Below are 16,714 nucleotides of genomic sequence, written 5' to 3' on the forward strand. Positions count from 1 at the left end.
CTAGGCGGGCGCCGCCTCTCGCGGCAAGGGCCCTTCGCGGCTCATCTGCCGCTCCAGCGCGGACAGCTTGTCCGCCATGCCGTGACCGAACACGGCCGTGATCCGGCCGCCCTCGACGTAGTAGGCGGCGAAGTCCTTCCCGCCATCCGCGTCACCCTCGTAGACGATGTCGTCCCATGCCTCGGCATGACCGAGATAGACGTAGGACCCGCTCGCCTGCTGCTTCGTCCAGAAGAACGGCGCACCTTCGTATCGCGCGTCCCCCGTCACCACCGCCTTGGCGGCGAGCCGGCCGAGCTGCTGCGCGAAGCGCCAGTGCTCGACCCGGATCGAGCCCCAGGCCGTCGGCAGCCTGGCGATGTCGCCCGCGAGGTAGACACCTTGGCACCCGGGCAGCGACAGGTCGGCGCCGACGGTGACGCCGCCATCCTTCTCCGGCTCGACGCCCGAAAGGATGCCGCTTCTCGGGCGCACCCCGACCGCCATGACCACGAGGTCCGCCGTGATCCGCGTGCCGTCTTCAAGCAGCACCGCGCGGGGCATGTCCTCGTCGGTCTCGATCTCTTCGACATCGCCGCGGACGAAGGTCACCCCCTCCGCCTCCTGCTCCCGCTTCAAACGCGCGCCGATCCTCTCGCCCAAGATTTGGGCGAAGGGCACCTCGTCGCGGCCGATGACGGTCACCTTCACCCCCTGCCCCGATAGGACGGTCGCGGCCTCGAGACCGATGAAGCCCGTTCCGATGATGGCGGCCCGCTTCGTCCCGGCGATGGCCGAGGACAGGACTTGCGCGTCTTCGGCGGAGCGCAGCGTGATCACGCGCGGGCTCTGCGCGCCCGGCACGCCGAGGCGGTTCGGCTCCGATCCCGGGGCGACGATCAGAATGTCCGCGCTCAGCGTCTCGCCGTCCGCGAAGGTGACGGTGCGCGTGTGCGGATCGATGCTCTCGACCTCCTCGTGGCGCATCGCGACCTGGTGGCGTTCCAGCCAGGCGTCGCTCCTGAGCCTCACCTTCTCTGCGTCCTCGGTCAGTCCCTTGGACAGCTTCGTCCGGTCGTAGGGCGCCGCCTTCTCACGATCGATCACGGTCAGCTCACCGCCGAAGCCGAAGGCGCGCAAGGATTCCGCCGCGGTGATGCCGGCAGCGCCCGCGCCGAGAACGACAGCGTGGCGGGGGTCGGTGTCGGTCGAGGTCATGTCGGGCGCGGGGTGCGGCTCGGCCTCTTCGTCCCAGGCTACGATCAGCGCGCCGTCCTCCAGGCTCGTCGCGTAGGCCCGCTGACAGTTGAGGCCCGGGGGCTCCAGAAGGGCGCCGTCCGTTAGCGCGAAGGTGGCGCGGTGCCACGGGCAGACGATCGTGTCGCCGTCGACGTGCCCCTTCGAAAGAGGGGCGCCGAGGTGTTGGCACTCGTGATCGAGCACGAACGCGCCCTCCCCCCGGCGTACGACGACGAAGTCGCGTCCGCCCCCGGACGCCTTGGTCGGGGTGTTCTCGGCAAAGGCAGTGAGTGGTCCGAGGTCTGCGGTGGGCATGGGCGCTCTCCTTCCGGAAGGAAGCTAGGAGCGGAGCCCGGCAGGGCCAGCGCGACGCCCTGCGGCGGCGCGCCCGCCGGCAAGGTCACGCCGCGGCCTTCTCCTTACGCATCATCTCCACGAAGCGCTCGAAGACACCGAAGCTGTCCTGGGGACCGGGGCTGGCCTCGGGGTGGTGCTGGACGGAGACGGCGGGCGCATAGGTCAGACGCAGCCCCGCGTTCGTGCCGTCGAAGAGGCTGGTGTGCGTGATCTCGACGCCTTCGGGCAGGCTCGCCTCCTCGACGGCGAAGCCGTGGTTCATCGAGACGATCTCGACCTTGCCCGTGCCGTGATCTCGCACCGGGTGGTTCGCGCCGTGGTGGCCTTGCGGCATCTTCACGGTCTTCGCCCCGACCGCGAGGGCGAGGAGCTGGTGGCCGAGGCAGATGCCGAAGGTCGGCACCTTCGCCTCGATGAGCTTGCGGATGACGGGCACCGCGTAGTCCGCCGTCGCGGCCGGATCGCCCGGGCCGTTGGCGAGAACGACGCCGTCGGGGGCGATCGCCATGATGTCCTCGAAGCTCGCATCCGCGGGCACGACCGACACGCGGCAGCCTGCGCCGACGAGGCGGCGAAGGATGTTGCGCTTCACGCCGTAGTCGATGACCACGGCGTGGGGGCCGTCAGGGTCGCCTACGCCGAAGCCCGTGCCCCAGCGCCAGTCACCGCCATCCGGCGCGAACCGCTGCGGGCTCGACGCGGTCTTGGCGAGGTCGCGGCCGACGAGGCCCGGCCAGCTTCGCGCCTGCTCGATCAGCGCCGCTTCGTCGAAGACGCCGGACGCGTTGTGCGCGACGACGGCGGTCATCATGCCCTCCTCGCGGATGCGCGCGGTCAGCATCCGGGTGTCGACGCCGCAGACCCCGACGATGCCGCGCCTACGCATCCAGGCGGAGAGGTCGAGGCGGGCGCGGTAGTTCGAAGGCGACGTCGCAGGCGCCCTGAACACGGCGCCGCGCGCGGCGCTGGCCGCCGCCTCGGAGCTGTTCTCGATGTCCTCCTCGTTGACGCCCGTATTGCCGATATGGGGAAAGGTGAAGGTGACGATCTGCGCCGCGTAGGACGGGTCGGTCAGGATCTCCTGATAGCCCGTCATCGCCGTGTTGAAGCAAAGCTCACCGACCTTCGCGCCCGTGGCGCCGATCCCTTCGCCTCGGATGACCGTCCCGTCGGCAAGGACGAGGCGTGCGGTCGCAGGGGTTTGGGCATCATCTTGACACAGGCGCATGGGGCGTCGATCTCTCACAGGCAAACGGCTCGCGCTATAAAGCGCGCCGACGCGGCACGAAAGCCGCATTCTCTTACTTCCCTTCCAGGCACCCCCCCAGGACCCGATGACTTCTCCCCTGCTTCAGCGCATCCGCGACGACCTCAAGGTCGCGATGAAGGCGCGCGACGACAAGCTCCGCGTATCGACCCTCCGCCTCGTCTCCGCTGCGATCAAGGATCGCGACATCGCCGCACGCAGCCAGGATCGCTGCACCGGCCTGACCGATGACGAGGTGCTCGCCGTCCTCACCAAGATGGTGAAGCAGCGCGAGGACGCAGCCGCCACCTATGAGGAGGCGGGCCGGATCGAGCTCGCGGAGCAAGAGCGCCGCGAGGTGACGATCATCTCAGACTACCTGCCCCGGCAGCTCAGCGAGACGGAGATCGAGGGCGCGGTAAAGGAAGCGGTGGCGGAACTCGGCGCGACCGGCCTCAAGGACATGGGCAAGGTGATGGGCGAGCTGAAGGCTCGCTATGCCGGCCAGATGGACTTCGCCCGCGCCAACAAGGCCGTGAAGGCACAGCTCGCCTGAGAGGCTGGGGGCGGGACGGACGCTCCGGGCCTTGCCCCGGCGTCGAGGCTTCCTAGCTCGGGAGGCGAGCCATCTTACCGGCGCACTCGCGCCCGAAAGTCCCACATGTCATCTCTCTTCGATTCCTTCACTCTGAAGGGTGTCACCCTTCGCAACCGAATCGCCGCCTCGCCGATGTGCCAGTACATGGCCGAGGACGGGCTTCCGACGGATTGGCACCTGCCGCACTATGCGGGCCTTGCGCGCGGTGGCGCCGGCCTGGTCGTCGTGGAGGCGTCCGCCGTCTCGCCCGAAGGCCGAATCACACCGGCCGACCTCGGCATGTGGAGCGACGCTCACGAGGAGGCGCTCCGTCCGATCGTCGCGGCGATCGAAGACGCGGGCGCCGTGCCGGGCATTCAGATCGCCCATGCCGGACGAAAGGCGAGCGCGAACCGCCCCTGGGAAGGCGACGACCACATTCCCGAAGGCGATCCGCGCGGCTGGACCCCGATCGCTCCCTCCCCGGTCGCCTTCGGCGGGGGCCTTTCGCGAGCGCCCGAAGAGATGTCGCTCGACGACATCGAGCGGGTGAAGGCGGACTTCGTCGCCGGGGCGGTGCGTGCCCGGGACGCGGGCTTCCGCTGGCTCGTCCTTCACTTCGCGCATGGCTATCTCGGGCAGAGCTTCTTCTCGGCCCACTCCAACCAGCGGACCGACGCCTATGGCGGCGGCGCCGAGAACCGAGCGCGGTTCCTCTTGGAGACGCTGGAGGCGGTTCGAGGGGTCTGGCCCGACGACCGGCCGTTGACGGCCCGCTTCGGCGTCATCGAGTTCGACGGTCGCGACGAGGAGACCCTCTCCGAAGCGATCGGGCTGTCGCACCGCTTCCGCGAGGCGGGCCTCGACTTTCTCGACGTCAGCATCGGCTTCTCGACGCCCGAAGCGAACATTCCCTGGGGCCCGCACTTCATGGTGCCGACCGCCGCGCGGGTTCGGGAGGAGACGGGCCTTCCGGTCTCGACGAGCTGGTACATCAGCGATGCCGAGGCGGCGGACGCGTCGGTCGCCAAGGGTGAGCTGGACCTCGTCATGCTCGGCCGGCCGCTGCTCGCGAACCCCCGCTGGCCCTATGCGGCCGCAAAGACGTTAAGCGTCGAGAAGCCCGCCTGGGCGACCCTGCCCGCTCCTTACGCCCACTGGCTTTCGAGCTATCGTACGGAGTAGATGCAAACGAGTGCAATTGGCGCTACCAAGGCTTCGCGCGGCGGCTCCTTCTCGGAGTTCCGCCGCGCCGCGTCGTTCGAGAAGTCTCAGTCCAGCCGGAGCGTAAGCGATGTCCGCGACCCCGAAGCTCGACACTGAACCCGCCCGCCCCTGGTGGCGTGGCGCCGTCGTCTATCAAGTCTACCCGCGCAGCTTCCTCGACACGACGGGTAGCGGGACGGGCGACCTTGCCGGCATCACGGCCAAGCTCGACTACATCGCGGGCCTCGGCGTGGATGCCGTCTGGCTGTCCCCTTTCTTCGCCTCGCCGATGAAGGATTACGGCTACGACGTTGCGGACTACCGTGCCGTCGATCCGATGTTCGGCACGCTCGAGGACTTCGACCGTTTGGTCGAGCGCGCGCACGAGCTCGGGCTGAAGGTCGTCATCGACCAGGTCTTCAGCCACACCTCCGACCAGCACGCATGGTTCCAGGAGAGCCGGTCGTCGCGCACGAACGACAAAGCGGACTGGTACGTCTGGGCCGACATGAAGGAGGACGGCACCCCGCCGACCAACTGGCTCTCGGTCTTCGGCGGCTCGGCCTGGGCCTGGGACAGCAGGCGCGGGCAGTACTACCTGCACAACTTTCTGACCGAGCAACCGGACCTCAACCTGCACAATCCGGCCGTTCAGGACGCACTGTTGGACGTCGCGCGGTTCTGGCTGGAACGAGGCGTGGACGGCTTCCGGCTCGACGCGATCAACTTCGCGATGCACGACCCGGATCTGACCGACAATCCGCCGGCGCCGCGTGACGGACGCAAGCAGGACACGCCCTTCGACTTCCAGGACCACCTTCGGAACAAGTCGCATCCGGACATCCCGAAGTTCCTGTCGCGCATCCGGGCGCTGACCGAATCCTACGGCGGCGCCTTCACGGTCGCGGAGGTCGACGGTCCGCTCGCGCCTGTCGAGATGGCCGAGTACACGCAAGGCCCGGACCGGCTGCACTCTGCCTACAGCTTCGTGTTCCTCCACGCGCAACGCCTGTCTCCCGCCCTCGCCCGCGCCGCCCATGCCGAGTGGCCGCAGGGCGAAGAGGCGGGATGGCCGTCCTGGGCGCTCTCGAATCACGACGCGCCGCGGGTGGTGACGCGGTGGGGGAAGGGCCTCGACGCGCAGGCCTTCGCGCGGGTCACCGGCATGCTCCTGATGGCGATGCGCGGCAACGCTTTCCTCTATCAGGGCGAAGAGCTCGGCCTGCCGCAGGCCGACGTGCCGTTCGAGCGCCTGCGCGACCCCGAAGCGATCGCCAACTGGCCCCATACCCGGGGCCGCGACGGCGCGCGGACGCCCATGCCCTGGTTCCCTAGCGAGGGACAGGCCGGTTTCTCCGACGCCGAGCCGTGGCTTCCGGTCGACCCCCGCCACGTCCCCCTCGCCGTCGCGGCGCAGGAGCGCGATCCGCGCAGCACGCTTCACTTCTTCCGCCGCTTGATCGCCTATCGGCGAGATTCGGCCCCGCTGCGCTTCGGCGAGCTTGAGTTCCTCGATACGCCAGGCGGCGTCCTCGCCATGCTGCGCCGGGACGGCGCCGAGGCGGTCCTCTGCGTGCTCAACGTCGCGGCGGACCCGGTGGCCTGGACACCCGAAGGGTTCGAGGGCGCCAGGGTCGTCCTCTCTTCGGAGGGGCCGGAGGACGCCGAACTGCCGCCGGTCATTCCGGGACTCGGCGGCTACTACGCCGAGGTCCGGTCCGCCGCCTGATTGCGAAGCGGCGCGAAGCGCTTACGTTAACCTTCGAAGAACGGAGGGGACGCCCGAATGAGAAGATCGCTCCGCGCCGCCCTGGCCGCGCTCGTGCTGCTGCCCGCGACCGTCGGCTGCTCGTCGGTCTACTACGACACGATGGAGAAGTTCGGCTTCGAGAAGCGGGACATCCTGGTCGACCGGGTCGAAGACGGGCGGGAGGCGCAGACCGACGCTCAGGAGGAGTTCAAGGACGCGCTCACCCAGTTCCGCGAACTGGTCGCCTTCGACGGCGGCGAGCTCGAGAAGCAGTACGACAAGGTCTCGCGATCCTACGACCGGATGCAGCGCGAGGCCGAGGAGGTCCGCGGCCGCATCGACGCCATCGAGGACGTCGGCGAGGCGCTGTTCGATGAGTGGGAGGACGAGCTCGGCGAGTATCAGTCCGCCGAGCTGCGCAACGCCTCGGCCCGGCAGCTACGCGAGACCCAGACCCAGTACGCCCAGGTCGTCCGCGCGATGAACCGCGCGGCGGACAAGATGGACCCGGTGCTCGAGATCTATCAGGACCAGGTCCTCTACCTGAAGCACAGCCTCAACGCCCGCGCCATCGCCGGGCTCGAGGACGAGCGTGCGGTGATCGAGCAGCGCGTCAACGAGCTGATCGCCGAGATGGACGCCGCGATCGCCGAGGCGAACCGCTTCATCGACGCGATGCAGGCCTGAACGCTCAGATCGCTCGCTTCGCCATGCGCTTGCGCTGAACCGAGGACGGGACGCCTAGCGCTTCGCGGTACTTCGCGACGGTCCGGCGGGCGATGTCGACGTTCTCCGCCGCGAGCACTTCGACGAGGCGATCGTCCGAGAGCGGCTGATGCGGGTCTTCCTTGCCGATGAGCTCACGGATGCGTTGGCGCACGCTTTCCGCCGAGTAGCTCTGCTCGCCGTGCTTCGCGGCGATCGAGGCGGTGAAGAAGTACTTCATCTCGAAGACGCCGCGCGGCGTGTGGATGAACTTGTTCGACGTCACCCGGCTGACCGTGGACTCGTGCATGTCGATCGCGTCGGCGATCGTCTTGAGGTTCAGCGGACGGAGCTTCGAGATGCCTTCGACGAGGAAGACGTCCTGATGCTTCACGATCTGAAGCGCGACCTTGAGGATCGTCCGTGCGCGTTGGTCGAGCGATTTGACGAGCCAGTTGGCGTTGGACATCTGCTCGTTGAGGAAGCTCCTGGTCTCCTGCCCGTCCGACTTCGACGACATGCGGGCGAAGTAGCGTTCGTTGGCGATGACCTTGGGAAGCGTCTCCTGATTGAGCTCCACCTTCCAACCGCCATCGGACGCTTCGGTGACGTAGACGTCGGGGATGACGACCTGAACGGTGTCCCGGCCGTAGGCGAGGCCGGGCTTGGGGTTGAGCTTCCTGATCGCCGCGATGTGCTCGCGAAGGTCGTCCTCCGAGAACTTGCAGGCGCGGCGGAGGCTCGGAAGGTCGTGCGTGCCGAGGTAGTGGATGTTCTCTAGGAACAGATCCATCTGCGGCGTCATCAGGTTCTGATCGCGCAGCTGCAGGCGGAGGCACTCGGCGAGAGACCGCGCGGCGATGCCCGAGGGCTCGAAACCCTGGATGAGGCGGAGTGCCCGGCGGACGAAGAGCGGCTCGGCGCCCAGGCGCTCGGCGACCTCCTCGACCTCGGCGCGCAGGTAGCCGCCGTCGTCGATGAGGTCGATCAGGTGCGCGCCGATCATCAGCTGCACCTCGTCCCGCGTCGCGAGGTGGAGCTGCTTCGTCAGGTGCTCCCGCAACGTGATCTCCTCGGCCGTCTGCGCGAGGACGTCGTAGTCCTCGGAGACGGGCTGACGGCTGCCCGACACGTTCGACCAGTCGCCGGCCGCCGCGTCGCCGGGTCCAGCGTCGCTATCGACGTTCGAGTAGTCGGTATCGAGCGTGGAGACGTCGGCCGAGGCGTCCGCGTCGCGCCGCTCCTCGCTCCTCGACTCCTCGCCGCGGTCCTTCTCGTTGGCGCGCTCGTCACGCTCGAGGAAGGGGTTCTCTTCGAGCTGGCTCTCGACGAACTCGGCGAGCTCGAGGTTGGTCAGCTGCAACAGCTTGATCGCCTGCTGCAGCTGCGGCGTCATGACGAGCTGCTGGCCCTGACGCAGGTCGAGCTTGGGGGTGAGCGCCATCGTAACCCTGTGGTTTGCACGCGCTGGGGATGTGCCCCAGCTTCGCCCCAATCCTACAGGTGGAAGGTTTCGCCCAGATAAACTCTACGGACGTCCTCGTTGGCCACGATCTCCGCCGGCGTGCCCTCGGCCAGGACCTCACCCTTGGAGATGATGTAGGCCCGGTCGATAATCTCCAGCGTTTCCCGCACGTTATGGTCCGTGATCAGAACGCCGAGGCCACGCGTCTTGAGGTGCCTCACAAGGTCGCGAATATCCGCGATCGCGAGCGGGTCGATGCCGGCGAAGGGCTCGTCCAGCAGCATGTAGTCGGGTCCGGTCGCCACCGCCCGCGCGATCTCAAGCCGTCGGCGCTCCCCGCCCGACAGCGCGGTCGCGGGCGAGTTGCGCACATGCGTGATCTTGAACTCCTCGAGCAGGCTGTCCACCACGGCGCGGCGCGCGGCCTTGTCCTTATGGACGAGCTCGACCACGGCGAGGATGTTCTGCTCGACCGTAAGGCCCCGGAAGATCGAGGCCTCCTGCGGCAGGTAGCCGACGCCGAGCTTCGCGCGCTGATACATGGGCAGGCGCGTCACGTTGAACCCGTCGATCATGACGCACCCGGCATCCGCCGGGACGAGGCCCGTCACCATGTAGAAGCAGGTCGTCTTGCCCGCCCCGTTGGGCCCGAGGATGCCGACCGCCTCGCCCCTACGGACGTGGAAGCTGACGTGGTTCACCACCTGACGGCGGCGGTAGCTCTTCTGGAGGTTCTCCGCGACGAGACCCTGGCTCAGCGGCGAGGCCGCATCTGCCCTCGGGTCCGGTGAGCCCGCATCCATCAGCCGCGCTCCTTGGTGGCTTGGAACAGGCCGCGCACGCGCCCGCCATCGGCGGCGGAGAAGGAAAGCGCGCCGGTCTCGGTGTTGTAGACGAGCCTGTCGCCCGTGATCACCTGTTCGCCCTGCACGACGACGACGTCCCCGGTGACCGTGATGGTGCTGGTCGCGGCGTCGAAGACGCCGGCGCGGCCCGAGATCGCGTCCTCGCCGCTTGCGTAGCGAACGCGGCCCTCTCCCTCGATGCGGGTGAAGTCCTGCGTGCCGGGGGCGAAGGTGATCTCCATCCGATCGGCCGTCAGAAGCGCGGGGCCCTGCGCGATCATGACCTCGCCGGTGCAGATCACCCTGTCCTCGCGCTGCAGCGCGTCGCATCGCTGCGCGTCGACCGAGATCGGCTCGTCCGAGGAAAGGCCGGCGAAGGGCTGCTGCGCCGCCGCCGGGACGCATAGGAGGGCGAGGCCGAGAATGCCGCCGGCGAAGCTTCTAGAGTTCACGCGTGCCCCGTTCAGTTCCTCAGGCCCTCGTCACCGCCCTTTTTGGTCTTGGACGGGTCGAAGTGCAGGCGAACATTGCCTTCCAGCACCGCTCGCCCCTCGTCCTCGTAGACGGTGAGGCTGTCCGCTTCAACGTCGCCGGACTGAGAGCGGCCCTTTACGGGGGCGCCGGAAGTGACGGTCCGCCCTTCGAGGTCGATCCGGGCCTTATCCGTCTGCAACTCGAAGGCGCGGCCGCCAATGCCCTGGACCAGCGTCACGTCGGTGTCGAGGTCGACGGTCTTGCCCTGGGTGTCGAGCGCCCCGTTCGCGGCGCGCAGGTGGATCTGGTCGCCCGTTCCGGCGTTGCGGAGCGCTTCGGGGTTGTCGAGGCGGATGAGGTCGGGCGTGTTCGGGTTACGCCGCGCGGCCTGGGCGGAGACTTCGAACGGATTGCCTTCGAGGTCCTCGCCCACGTAGCGAGGCTTGTCGAGGCGCATCTCGGTGCTGGACGCTTCGATGTCGGAGAACTGCCGCAGGAACTCGCGGTCGACCTCGGGCGGCGTGGCGCTCAGCGCGTAGGTGACGACGAGCGCGGCGGCGAGCGCCGGGACCACCAGGCGAAGGTTGCGCACGAGGCGGCTGTGCCGCTGCGCCGCTTTGGGCGTCAGCCGACGCGCAGCCGCGACGCCGCCGAAGTAGGCGTTCGCGCCGGATTGTGTCGCGATCGTCGCAGACATGAAAAACCCTCTTGACCGACCTTGGGTATGGCACCCGTACCGCGACCGCGAAAGGCGCCGCACCGTCGCACTAGGGTGAACAAAAGGACAGCGGCGAGCTTAATGACGGCTTAAGCGTGCGCGAAGATGTCCGTCTCCGCCCACCCGGCGAGGTCGAGCCGCGCCCGCGTCGGCAGGAAGTCGAAGCAGGCGCGCGCGTACGCCGTGCGCCCCTCCCTCGCCAGCATCTCGTCGAGACGCCGACGCGCGTCGTGAAGGTAGAGGACGTCGGACGCCGCGTATTCCTTCTGCGCCTGGGTCAGTTCGGCCGCGCCCCAATCCGAGGACTGCTGCTGCTTGTCGAGGGAAACGCCGACCGTCTCGCGCAGGACGTCCTTCAGGCCGTGCCTGTCGGTGTAGGTCCGCACCAGCTTGGAGGCGATCTTGGTGCAGTAGAGCGGCGTGGTGGAAACATCCAACCACCGCATGAAGGCGGCGACGTCGAACCGGGCGAAGTGGAATATCTTCGTCAGGGAAGGATCGGTCAGCACCGCCTTCAGGTTCGGCGCGGCGTACTGGCCCTTAGGCAGCTGAACGAGGTGCGCGTCCCCGTCCCCGGCGCAGAGTTGCACGACGCAGAGCCGGTCCCGGTGCGGGTTGAGCCCGAGGGTCTCCGAATCGACCGCGACCGAAGCGTCCCTCGCATCGGCGAAGGAGAGCCCGTCGGGCAGATCGCCTTGGTGCAGGTGAATGGTCATCGGCGTGTCCTTCGCAAGCGGCGCTCCTGTTCGCGAAGCCTAAGCGATACGTCAACGACGCGATGACGATCGCCGGCCGCGCCGGCGGACGGCCCCGTCTGGTCGCGCCCGGCGGCAACAGCTAAGCGCTGCTCATGCCGTCCGCCGCCCGCAGCAAGACCGCCGACCTCCGCCTCGACCGGCCCATCGTGCTCGTCGGGCTCATGGGTGCGGGCAAGACGACGGTCGGGCGCCGGTTGGCGCAGCGGCTGAAGGTGTCCTTCCACGACGCCGACCACGAGATAGAGACCGCAGCGAACATGCGGATCGCCGACATCTTCGAGATCTACGGCGAGGCCTACTTCCGCGAGGGCGAGCGCAAGGTGATCGAGAGGCTTCTGTCCGGCCCCCCGCACGTCCTCGCGACCGGCGGCGGCGCGTTCATGGACGCGGAGACCCGCGCCCTCGTGAAGGCGAGCGCGACCTCGATCTGGCTGCGCGCGGACCTCGACCTTCTGGTCAAGCGCACGGCGCTTCGCGACACGAGGCCGCTCCTGCGCCAAGGCGACCCCCGCGAGATCCTGAGCCGACTCCTCGAAGAGCGCGGACCGGTCTACGCCCAGGCCGACATCACCATCGACTCGGCCGACGGCCCGCACGCCAGGACGACCGAGAAGGTGCTCAAAGCGCTAAGAACGCGGCAACAAGAAGGACTCATGGTCTGATGCGTGAAGTTCGGGTCGAGCTAGGCGAGCGCGCCTACGACATCCTGATCGGACCGGGCGCCCTGCCGGCGTCGGAAGGCAGGCTGCGCGCGGCAATCGGGCGAGGCCGCGCCGCCATCGTCGCCGACGAGGCCGTCTGGGCGCTGCACCGCGACGTCGTGACCGCGGTCCTCGGCGACCTGCCCATCGTCACCGTGCCGAGCGGCGAGGCAACGAAGTCCTGGAGCGAGTATGCCCGGGTTTCGGAAGCGCTTCTCGCCGCCGATGTCGGGCGGGACGGCACGGTCATCGCGCTCGGCGGCGGGGTCACAGGAGACCTTGCGGGCTTCTGCGCCGGGACACTGCGGCGCGGGTGCAACCTCATCCAGCTGCCGACCACCCTCCTCTCGCAGGTCGACAGCTCGGTCGGCGGCAAGACCGGCATCAACAGCCGGCAGGGCAAGAACCTCGTCGGCGTCTTCCACCAGCCCAGCCTCGTCGTGATCGACACCGCCCTTCTCGACACCCTGCCCGACAGGGAGATGCGGGCGGGCTATGCGGAGGTCGTGAAGTACGCCCTTCTCGGCGACGCACCCTTCGCGAGCTGGCTCGAAGCGCATGGCGGCGACGTCCTAAGACGGGCGCCTGCGGCTCTGGCCGAAGCGATCGAGACCTCCTGCCGGGCCAAGGCGCGGATCGTGGCCGAGGACGAGCGCGAGGGCGGGCGCCGGGCCCTCCTGAACCTTGGCCACACTTTCGGTCACGCGATCGAGGCAGCCTACGGCTATGACGGCCGCGTGCTGCACGGCGAAGGCGTCGCCGTCGGCATGGCGATGGCCTATCGCTACGCCGAAGCGCAAGGGATCTGCGACGGCGCCGAGGCGGAACGCGCCGTCGCGCTGATCGCGGGCGGCGGGCTGCCGACCACCCTAGGCGAGCTTCCCGCCGAACCTCTCACCGCCGATGGCCTCCTGACCGCCATGTATCAGGACAAGAAGGTCGAGGGGGGCGCGTTGACCCTCATCCTTCCGCGCGCGGTCGGCGACTCCTACGTCGCCAAGAGCGTCGCGGGCGACACGGTGCGGGCCTTCCTCGCTCAGGAGCTTGCCGAGGCATGAGCGTCCTTCTCTTCGTTCTCCTCCTCCTCGCCATGTCGGCCTTCTTCTCGGGCAGCGAGACGGCGCTGACCGCGACCTCGCGCGCGCGGATGCGCAGCATGGAGGAGAAGGGCGTGAAGAGCGCCGGGGCGGTCATCCGCCTGACCGAGAACAAGGAGCGCCTGATCGGCGCGATCCTACTTGGCAACAACCTCGTCAACATCCTCGCTTCGGCGCTCACGACTTCCGTCTTCGCGGCCATGTTCCCGGGCGGCGCGGGCGTCGCGATCGCGACGGCCGTGATGACGGTGCTCGTCCTCGTCTTCTCAGAGGTCGCGCCGAAGACCGCGGCGATCGCGCGACCGGACCCCTTCGCGATGGCGGTCGCACGGCCGATGGCGTTCCTCGTGCGGCTCCTCGCGCCGATCACGGGAGTCATTCAGTTCATCGTCCGCTCGACCCTGCGCCTCTTCGGGCTCGACGTCTCCGCGCAGGCCCAAGTGCTCTCCGCGACCGAGGAGCTGATCGGCGCGGTCGAGCTGCACCACGAAGAAGGCGCGATGGACAAGCACGCGCGCGACCTTCTGCGCGGCGCGCTGGAGCTGGACGAGATCTCCGTCGAGGAGATCATGCGTCACCGGAAGAACATCGAGATGCTCGATGCGGACAAGCCGGTGCTCGAGATCGTGGAGGCGGTCCTCGCCTCGAACCACACCCGCATTCCGCTCTACGCCGAGGAGCCCGACAACGTCGTCGGCGTCCTCCACGCCAAGGACCTTCTCCGCGCGATCTGGGCCAATGGAAACAAGGTGGACGGCCTCGACGTCACCGCGATCGCGATGCCGCCCTACTTCGTGCCGGAGACGACGACGCTGCAAGAGCAGCTCGACGCCTTCAAGGCGAACCAGCAGCACTTCGCGCTCGTCGTCGACGAGTACGGATCGATCCAGGGCCTGGTCACGCTCGAGGACATCCTCGAGGAGATCGTCGGCGAGATCGAGGACGAGTACGACGCCCCCGTCGTCGGCGTGAGGAAGCAGCCGGACGGCTCGGTCGTGGTCGATGGGGATGTGACGATTCGCGACTTGAACCGCACCCTCGACTGGCGTCTGCCCGACGAAGAGGCGGTGACGATCGCCGGCCTCGTCATCCACGAGGCGCGCACCATTCCCGACATCGGCCAGGTCTTTTCCTTCTTCGGCTTCCGCTTCGAGGTGCTGAAGAAGCGCCGGAACCAGGTGACGAGCCTGAGGATCGCGCCGGTCGTGGAGCCTGCGTGACCGACACCGCCACTCCTGGGTACGAGGGGACCGCAGCCCCGCGCGCGGCCATCCTCTTCATCTTCATCACCGTGCTGATGAGCATCATCGGCTTCGGGATCATCATCCCCGTGATGCCCGAGCTGATCATGTCGCTCACCGGGCGGAACGAGGCGGGGGCGGCTGCGCTTCAAGGCTACCTCTTGGGCGTCTACGGCTTGATGCAGCTGATCATGTCGCCGATCCTCGGCGCGCTTTCGGACAGGTTCGGGCGCCGTCCGGTCATCCTCACATCCGTCGCGGCCTACGCGGCCGACTTTCTCCTGATGGCGGTCGCGCCGACCTTCGCTTGGCTCTTTCTTGGCCGCGCGCTCTCGGGCGCCACCGCGGCCACCTTCGCGGCGTCCAACGCCTTCATCGCCGACGTCTCCCCGCCCGAGAAGCGGGCCGGCAATTTCGGACTCCTGGGCGCCGCCTTCGGCCTCGGCTTCATCGTCGGCCCGGCGCTCGGCGGCTGGCTCGCCGAGCTCGGGACAGAGCTGCATGGCGAGGCGGCGGGCGTGCGTTGGCCCTTCTACGCCGCCGCCTGCGTCTGCTTCTTGAACTTCCTCTTCGGCGTCTTCGTCCTGCCCGAGAGCTTGGCGAAGTCGCGGCGGCGGCGGTTCGAGTGGCGGCGCGCATGGCCGCTCGGCGGCCTGATCAGCGTCGGGCGACACCCGGTCGTGATCGGCGTCCTCTGCGCCTACTTCCTGATGCAGCTCGCGCATGGCGCCCTGCCCGCCGTCTGGGCGTTCTTCGGCGCGGAGAAGTTCGGCTGGGGGCCCGGCGCGATCGGCACCTCGCTGGCCTTCGTCGGCGTAACGGCGGCACTGGTCCAAGGCGGCCTCACGTGCGTCGTCATCCCGAAGATCGGTCAGCGGCGGGCCGTCTATCTCGGCCTCTTCACGATGACCGCGAGCTTCCTCGGCTACGCCTTCGCGACGCCCCAGGGCGGGTTCGTCTACCTGTGGATCGTCGTCGGCGCCTTCGGCGGCTTCTTGATGCCCGCCATGCAGGGCCTGATGTCCGCGGCGACGCCGGAGAGCGAGCAGGGCGAGCTTCAGGGCGCGATCGCGTCGGTCATGTCCGTGACGACCGTGGTCAGTCCGCTCGTCATGACGCAGGTCTTCGCCCGCTTCACGCATGACGGCGCCGATCCTTACTTCCCCGGCGCCCCCTTCGTCGTCGCCGCGGTCGTGCTCGCAGCGGCGCTCATTCCCTTCCGGCGGACGATGCAACGAGAGGGCGTGCGCCGCCGCCTCGCCGCCCAGCACGCGAGCTAGCGCGCCTCGGACGGGGCCAGCGCCTCGATCGACAGGGCGTGGACCGGGCCCGCCAGTTCATCCCTCAGCGCGGCGTTGACCTTCCGCTGCCGTTCGATGCGGCTCACACCCTCGAAGAGTTCGGAGACCACGCGGACGCGAAAATGGCTCTCGCCCCCTTCGGGTGCGGCGGCATGACCGGCATGAAGGTGGCTCTGGTCCACGATCTGGAGCTCGAGCGGGCGGAAGGCGGCGTCGAGTTTCGTCTCGATCGTGGCGGCGACGGACATCGGGTTCCTCCGAGAAAAAGCCGGGCAGCACGCGCGCGAAAGCGTTTCCTGTCAAGTCTGGTTCGGTAAGGCTTCGCGCGCCATATTCCGCGCATGCCCAAGGACGACTTCAGCTACAAGCCCCGCCACGGCTTCGACATCCGCGTGAAACCCTCCGGCACGTCCAAGACCGCGAAGAAGTCGTGGGCGAAGACCGAGGCGCGCCTTTGCGATCGCGATGATTGCGATGCGCCGGCCGAAGCGCGCGCGCCGAAGAGTCCCGAGAAGATGAACGAGTACCTGTGGCTGTGCACGGCGCATGCGCGCGAGCACAACAAGAACTGGAACTTCTTCTCCGGCAAGACCGACTCCGAGGCCGCAGCGATGCGCCACGCCGCGCGCTATGGCGATCGTCCGACGTGGAAGTTCTCGGCCAATGGCCGGGCGTCCGCGGCGGCCAAGGCCGGCCTGAACGGCATGCACGAGATCGACGATGCGCTCGGCGGCCAGACGCGCATGGAGCCGGGCAGCGGCCGGGACGATGGCGTGTACCGCGAGGGCCGGCGACTGACCAAGCTTCAGGTCCAGGCCTTCCGCACGATGAACCTCCCGCACAACGCGGCGAAGTCCGACATCCGCCGCCGCTACGCCGAGCTCGTCAAGCGCTACCACCCCGACTCGAACGAGGGCGACCGCTCGGCCGAGGCGCAGCTGCAGGACGTGGTGAAGGCGCACCAGCTCCTGAAGAAGGCCGGTTTCGTCTGAGCCCTTGGCGACGGGCGACTTCCGAGGACCGTGACGGCCTGCGCTTCGAATAGCGTGGGCGGC

At 68.4% G+C, this 16,714-nt stretch carries 17 protein-coding genes; 9 read left to right on the forward strand and 8 right to left on the reverse strand.

Annotated features, from left to right (window positions below; all coding sequences use genetic code 11):
* Both GGQ59_RS09310 and carA read right to left on the reverse strand, forming a co-directional pair.
* Positions 1-1,533, reverse strand: coding sequence for an FAD-dependent oxidoreductase (locus GGQ59_RS09310; protein WP_183817833.1), 1,533 nt, complete (start codon positions 1,531-1,533; stop codon positions 1-3).
* 85 nt (positions 1,534-1,618) lie between these two features.
* On the reverse strand, positions 1,619-2,803 hold the full coding sequence (gene carA, locus GGQ59_RS09315) for a glutamine-hydrolyzing carbamoyl-phosphate synthase small subunit (RefSeq protein ID WP_183817835.1): 1,185 nt from the start codon (positions 2,801-2,803) through the stop codon (positions 1,619-1,621).
* Positions 2,804-2,909: 106 nt separating this feature from the next.
* Between carA and GGQ59_RS09320 the strand changes: the two genes are divergently transcribed.
* The 4 genes from GGQ59_RS09320 to GGQ59_RS09335 all read left to right on the forward strand — a co-directional run bounded on the left by GGQ59_RS09320 (position 2,910) and on the right by GGQ59_RS09335 (position 7,041).
* On the forward strand, positions 2,910-3,377 hold the full coding sequence (locus GGQ59_RS09320) for a GatB/YqeY domain-containing protein (protein WP_183817837.1): 468 nt from the start codon (positions 2,910-2,912) through the stop codon (positions 3,375-3,377).
* 105 nt (positions 3,378-3,482) lie between these two features.
* A complete protein-coding gene (locus GGQ59_RS09325; RefSeq protein WP_183817839.1) occupies positions 3,483-4,583 on the forward strand; it encodes an NADH:flavin oxidoreductase/NADH oxidase in 1,101 nt (366 codons plus the stop codon).
* A 109-nt stretch (positions 4,584-4,692) separates the two neighbouring features.
* Positions 4,693-6,333, forward strand: coding sequence for an alpha-glucosidase (locus GGQ59_RS09330; RefSeq protein WP_183817841.1), 1,641 nt, complete (start codon positions 4,693-4,695; stop codon positions 6,331-6,333).
* 57 nt (positions 6,334-6,390) lie between these two features.
* A complete protein-coding gene (locus GGQ59_RS09335; protein WP_183817843.1) occupies positions 6,391-7,041 on the forward strand; it encodes a DUF2959 domain-containing protein in 651 nt (216 codons plus the stop codon).
* Between the two features lie 4 nt (positions 7,042-7,045).
* On the opposite strand, the gene rpoN is transcribed toward GGQ59_RS09335, so the two are convergent.
* From rpoN to GGQ59_RS09360, 5 genes are all read right to left on the reverse strand, one after another.
* A complete protein-coding gene (rpoN, locus tag GGQ59_RS09340) occupies positions 7,046-8,503 on the reverse strand; it encodes an RNA polymerase factor sigma-54 (protein WP_183817845.1) in 1,458 nt (485 codons plus the stop codon).
* 53 nt (positions 8,504-8,556) lie between these two features.
* Positions 8,557-9,327, reverse strand: a complete 771-nt coding sequence (gene lptB / locus GGQ59_RS09345; protein ID WP_183817847.1) for an LPS export ABC transporter ATP-binding protein — start codon at positions 9,325-9,327, stop codon at positions 8,557-8,559.
* Positions 9,327-9,821, reverse strand: a complete 495-nt coding sequence (locus GGQ59_RS09350) for an LptA/OstA family protein (protein ID WP_183817849.1) — start codon at positions 9,819-9,821, stop codon at positions 9,327-9,329. Before GGQ59_RS09350 ends, lptB begins: the two co-directional genes overlap by 1 nt.
* Positions 9,822-9,832: 11 nt before the next feature.
* The gene (lptC, locus tag GGQ59_RS09355) at positions 9,833-10,540 is read right to left on the reverse strand and encodes an LPS export ABC transporter periplasmic protein LptC (RefSeq protein ID WP_183817851.1); all 708 of its coding nucleotides are present in this window, start codon (positions 10,538-10,540) and stop codon (positions 9,833-9,835) included.
* 110 nt (positions 10,541-10,650) lie between these two features.
* On the reverse strand, positions 10,651-11,277 hold the full coding sequence (locus GGQ59_RS09360; protein ID WP_183817853.1) for a ribonuclease D: 627 nt from the start codon (positions 11,275-11,277) through the stop codon (positions 10,651-10,653).
* A 134-nt stretch (positions 11,278-11,411) separates the two neighbouring features.
* Here GGQ59_RS09360 and GGQ59_RS09365 point away from each other — a divergent pair, with 134 nt between their 5' ends.
* Genes GGQ59_RS09365 through GGQ59_RS15450 form a run of 4 tightly spaced genes read left to right on the forward strand, consistent with a single transcriptional unit; the run spans position 11,412 to position 15,638 of the window.
* Positions 11,412-11,981, forward strand: a complete 570-nt coding sequence (locus GGQ59_RS09365; protein ID WP_183817855.1) for a shikimate kinase — start codon at positions 11,412-11,414, stop codon at positions 11,979-11,981.
* Positions 11,981-13,078, forward strand: a complete 1,098-nt coding sequence (aroB, locus tag GGQ59_RS09370; protein ID WP_183817857.1) for a 3-dehydroquinate synthase — start codon at positions 11,981-11,983, stop codon at positions 13,076-13,078. The genes GGQ59_RS09365 and aroB overlap by 1 nt, the downstream gene beginning before the upstream one ends.
* Positions 13,075-14,337 carry an HlyC/CorC family transporter gene (locus GGQ59_RS09375; RefSeq protein WP_183817859.1) on the forward strand — a complete coding sequence of 421 codons (1,263 nt, stop codon included), beginning with the start codon at positions 13,075-13,077 and terminating at the stop codon, positions 14,335-14,337. Before aroB ends, GGQ59_RS09375 begins: the two co-directional genes overlap by 4 nt.
* Positions 14,334-15,638: a TCR/Tet family MFS transporter gene (locus GGQ59_RS15450; protein ID WP_221400971.1), complete on the forward strand. Its 1,305-nt coding sequence runs from the start codon at positions 14,334-14,336 to the stop codon at positions 15,636-15,638. Before GGQ59_RS09375 ends, GGQ59_RS15450 begins: the two co-directional genes overlap by 4 nt.
* Here the strand turns inward: GGQ59_RS15450 and GGQ59_RS09385 are convergent.
* Positions 15,635-15,907, reverse strand: a complete 273-nt coding sequence (locus GGQ59_RS09385) for a BolA family protein (protein ID WP_183817861.1) — start codon at positions 15,905-15,907, stop codon at positions 15,635-15,637. The genes GGQ59_RS15450 and GGQ59_RS09385 overlap by 4 nt on opposite strands.
* A 93-nt stretch (positions 15,908-16,000) precedes the next feature.
* Here GGQ59_RS09385 and GGQ59_RS09390 point away from each other — a divergent pair, with 93 nt between their 5' ends.
* Positions 16,001-16,651: a DnaJ domain-containing protein gene (locus GGQ59_RS09390; RefSeq protein WP_183817863.1), complete on the forward strand. Its 651-nt coding sequence runs from the start codon at positions 16,001-16,003 to the stop codon at positions 16,649-16,651.
* Positions 16,652-16,714: the final 63 nt, after the last annotated feature.

This window comes from Parvularcula dongshanensis (genome assembly GCF_014199615.1).
GTDB lineage: Bacteria > Pseudomonadota > Alphaproteobacteria > Caulobacterales > Parvularculaceae > Parvularcula > Parvularcula dongshanensis.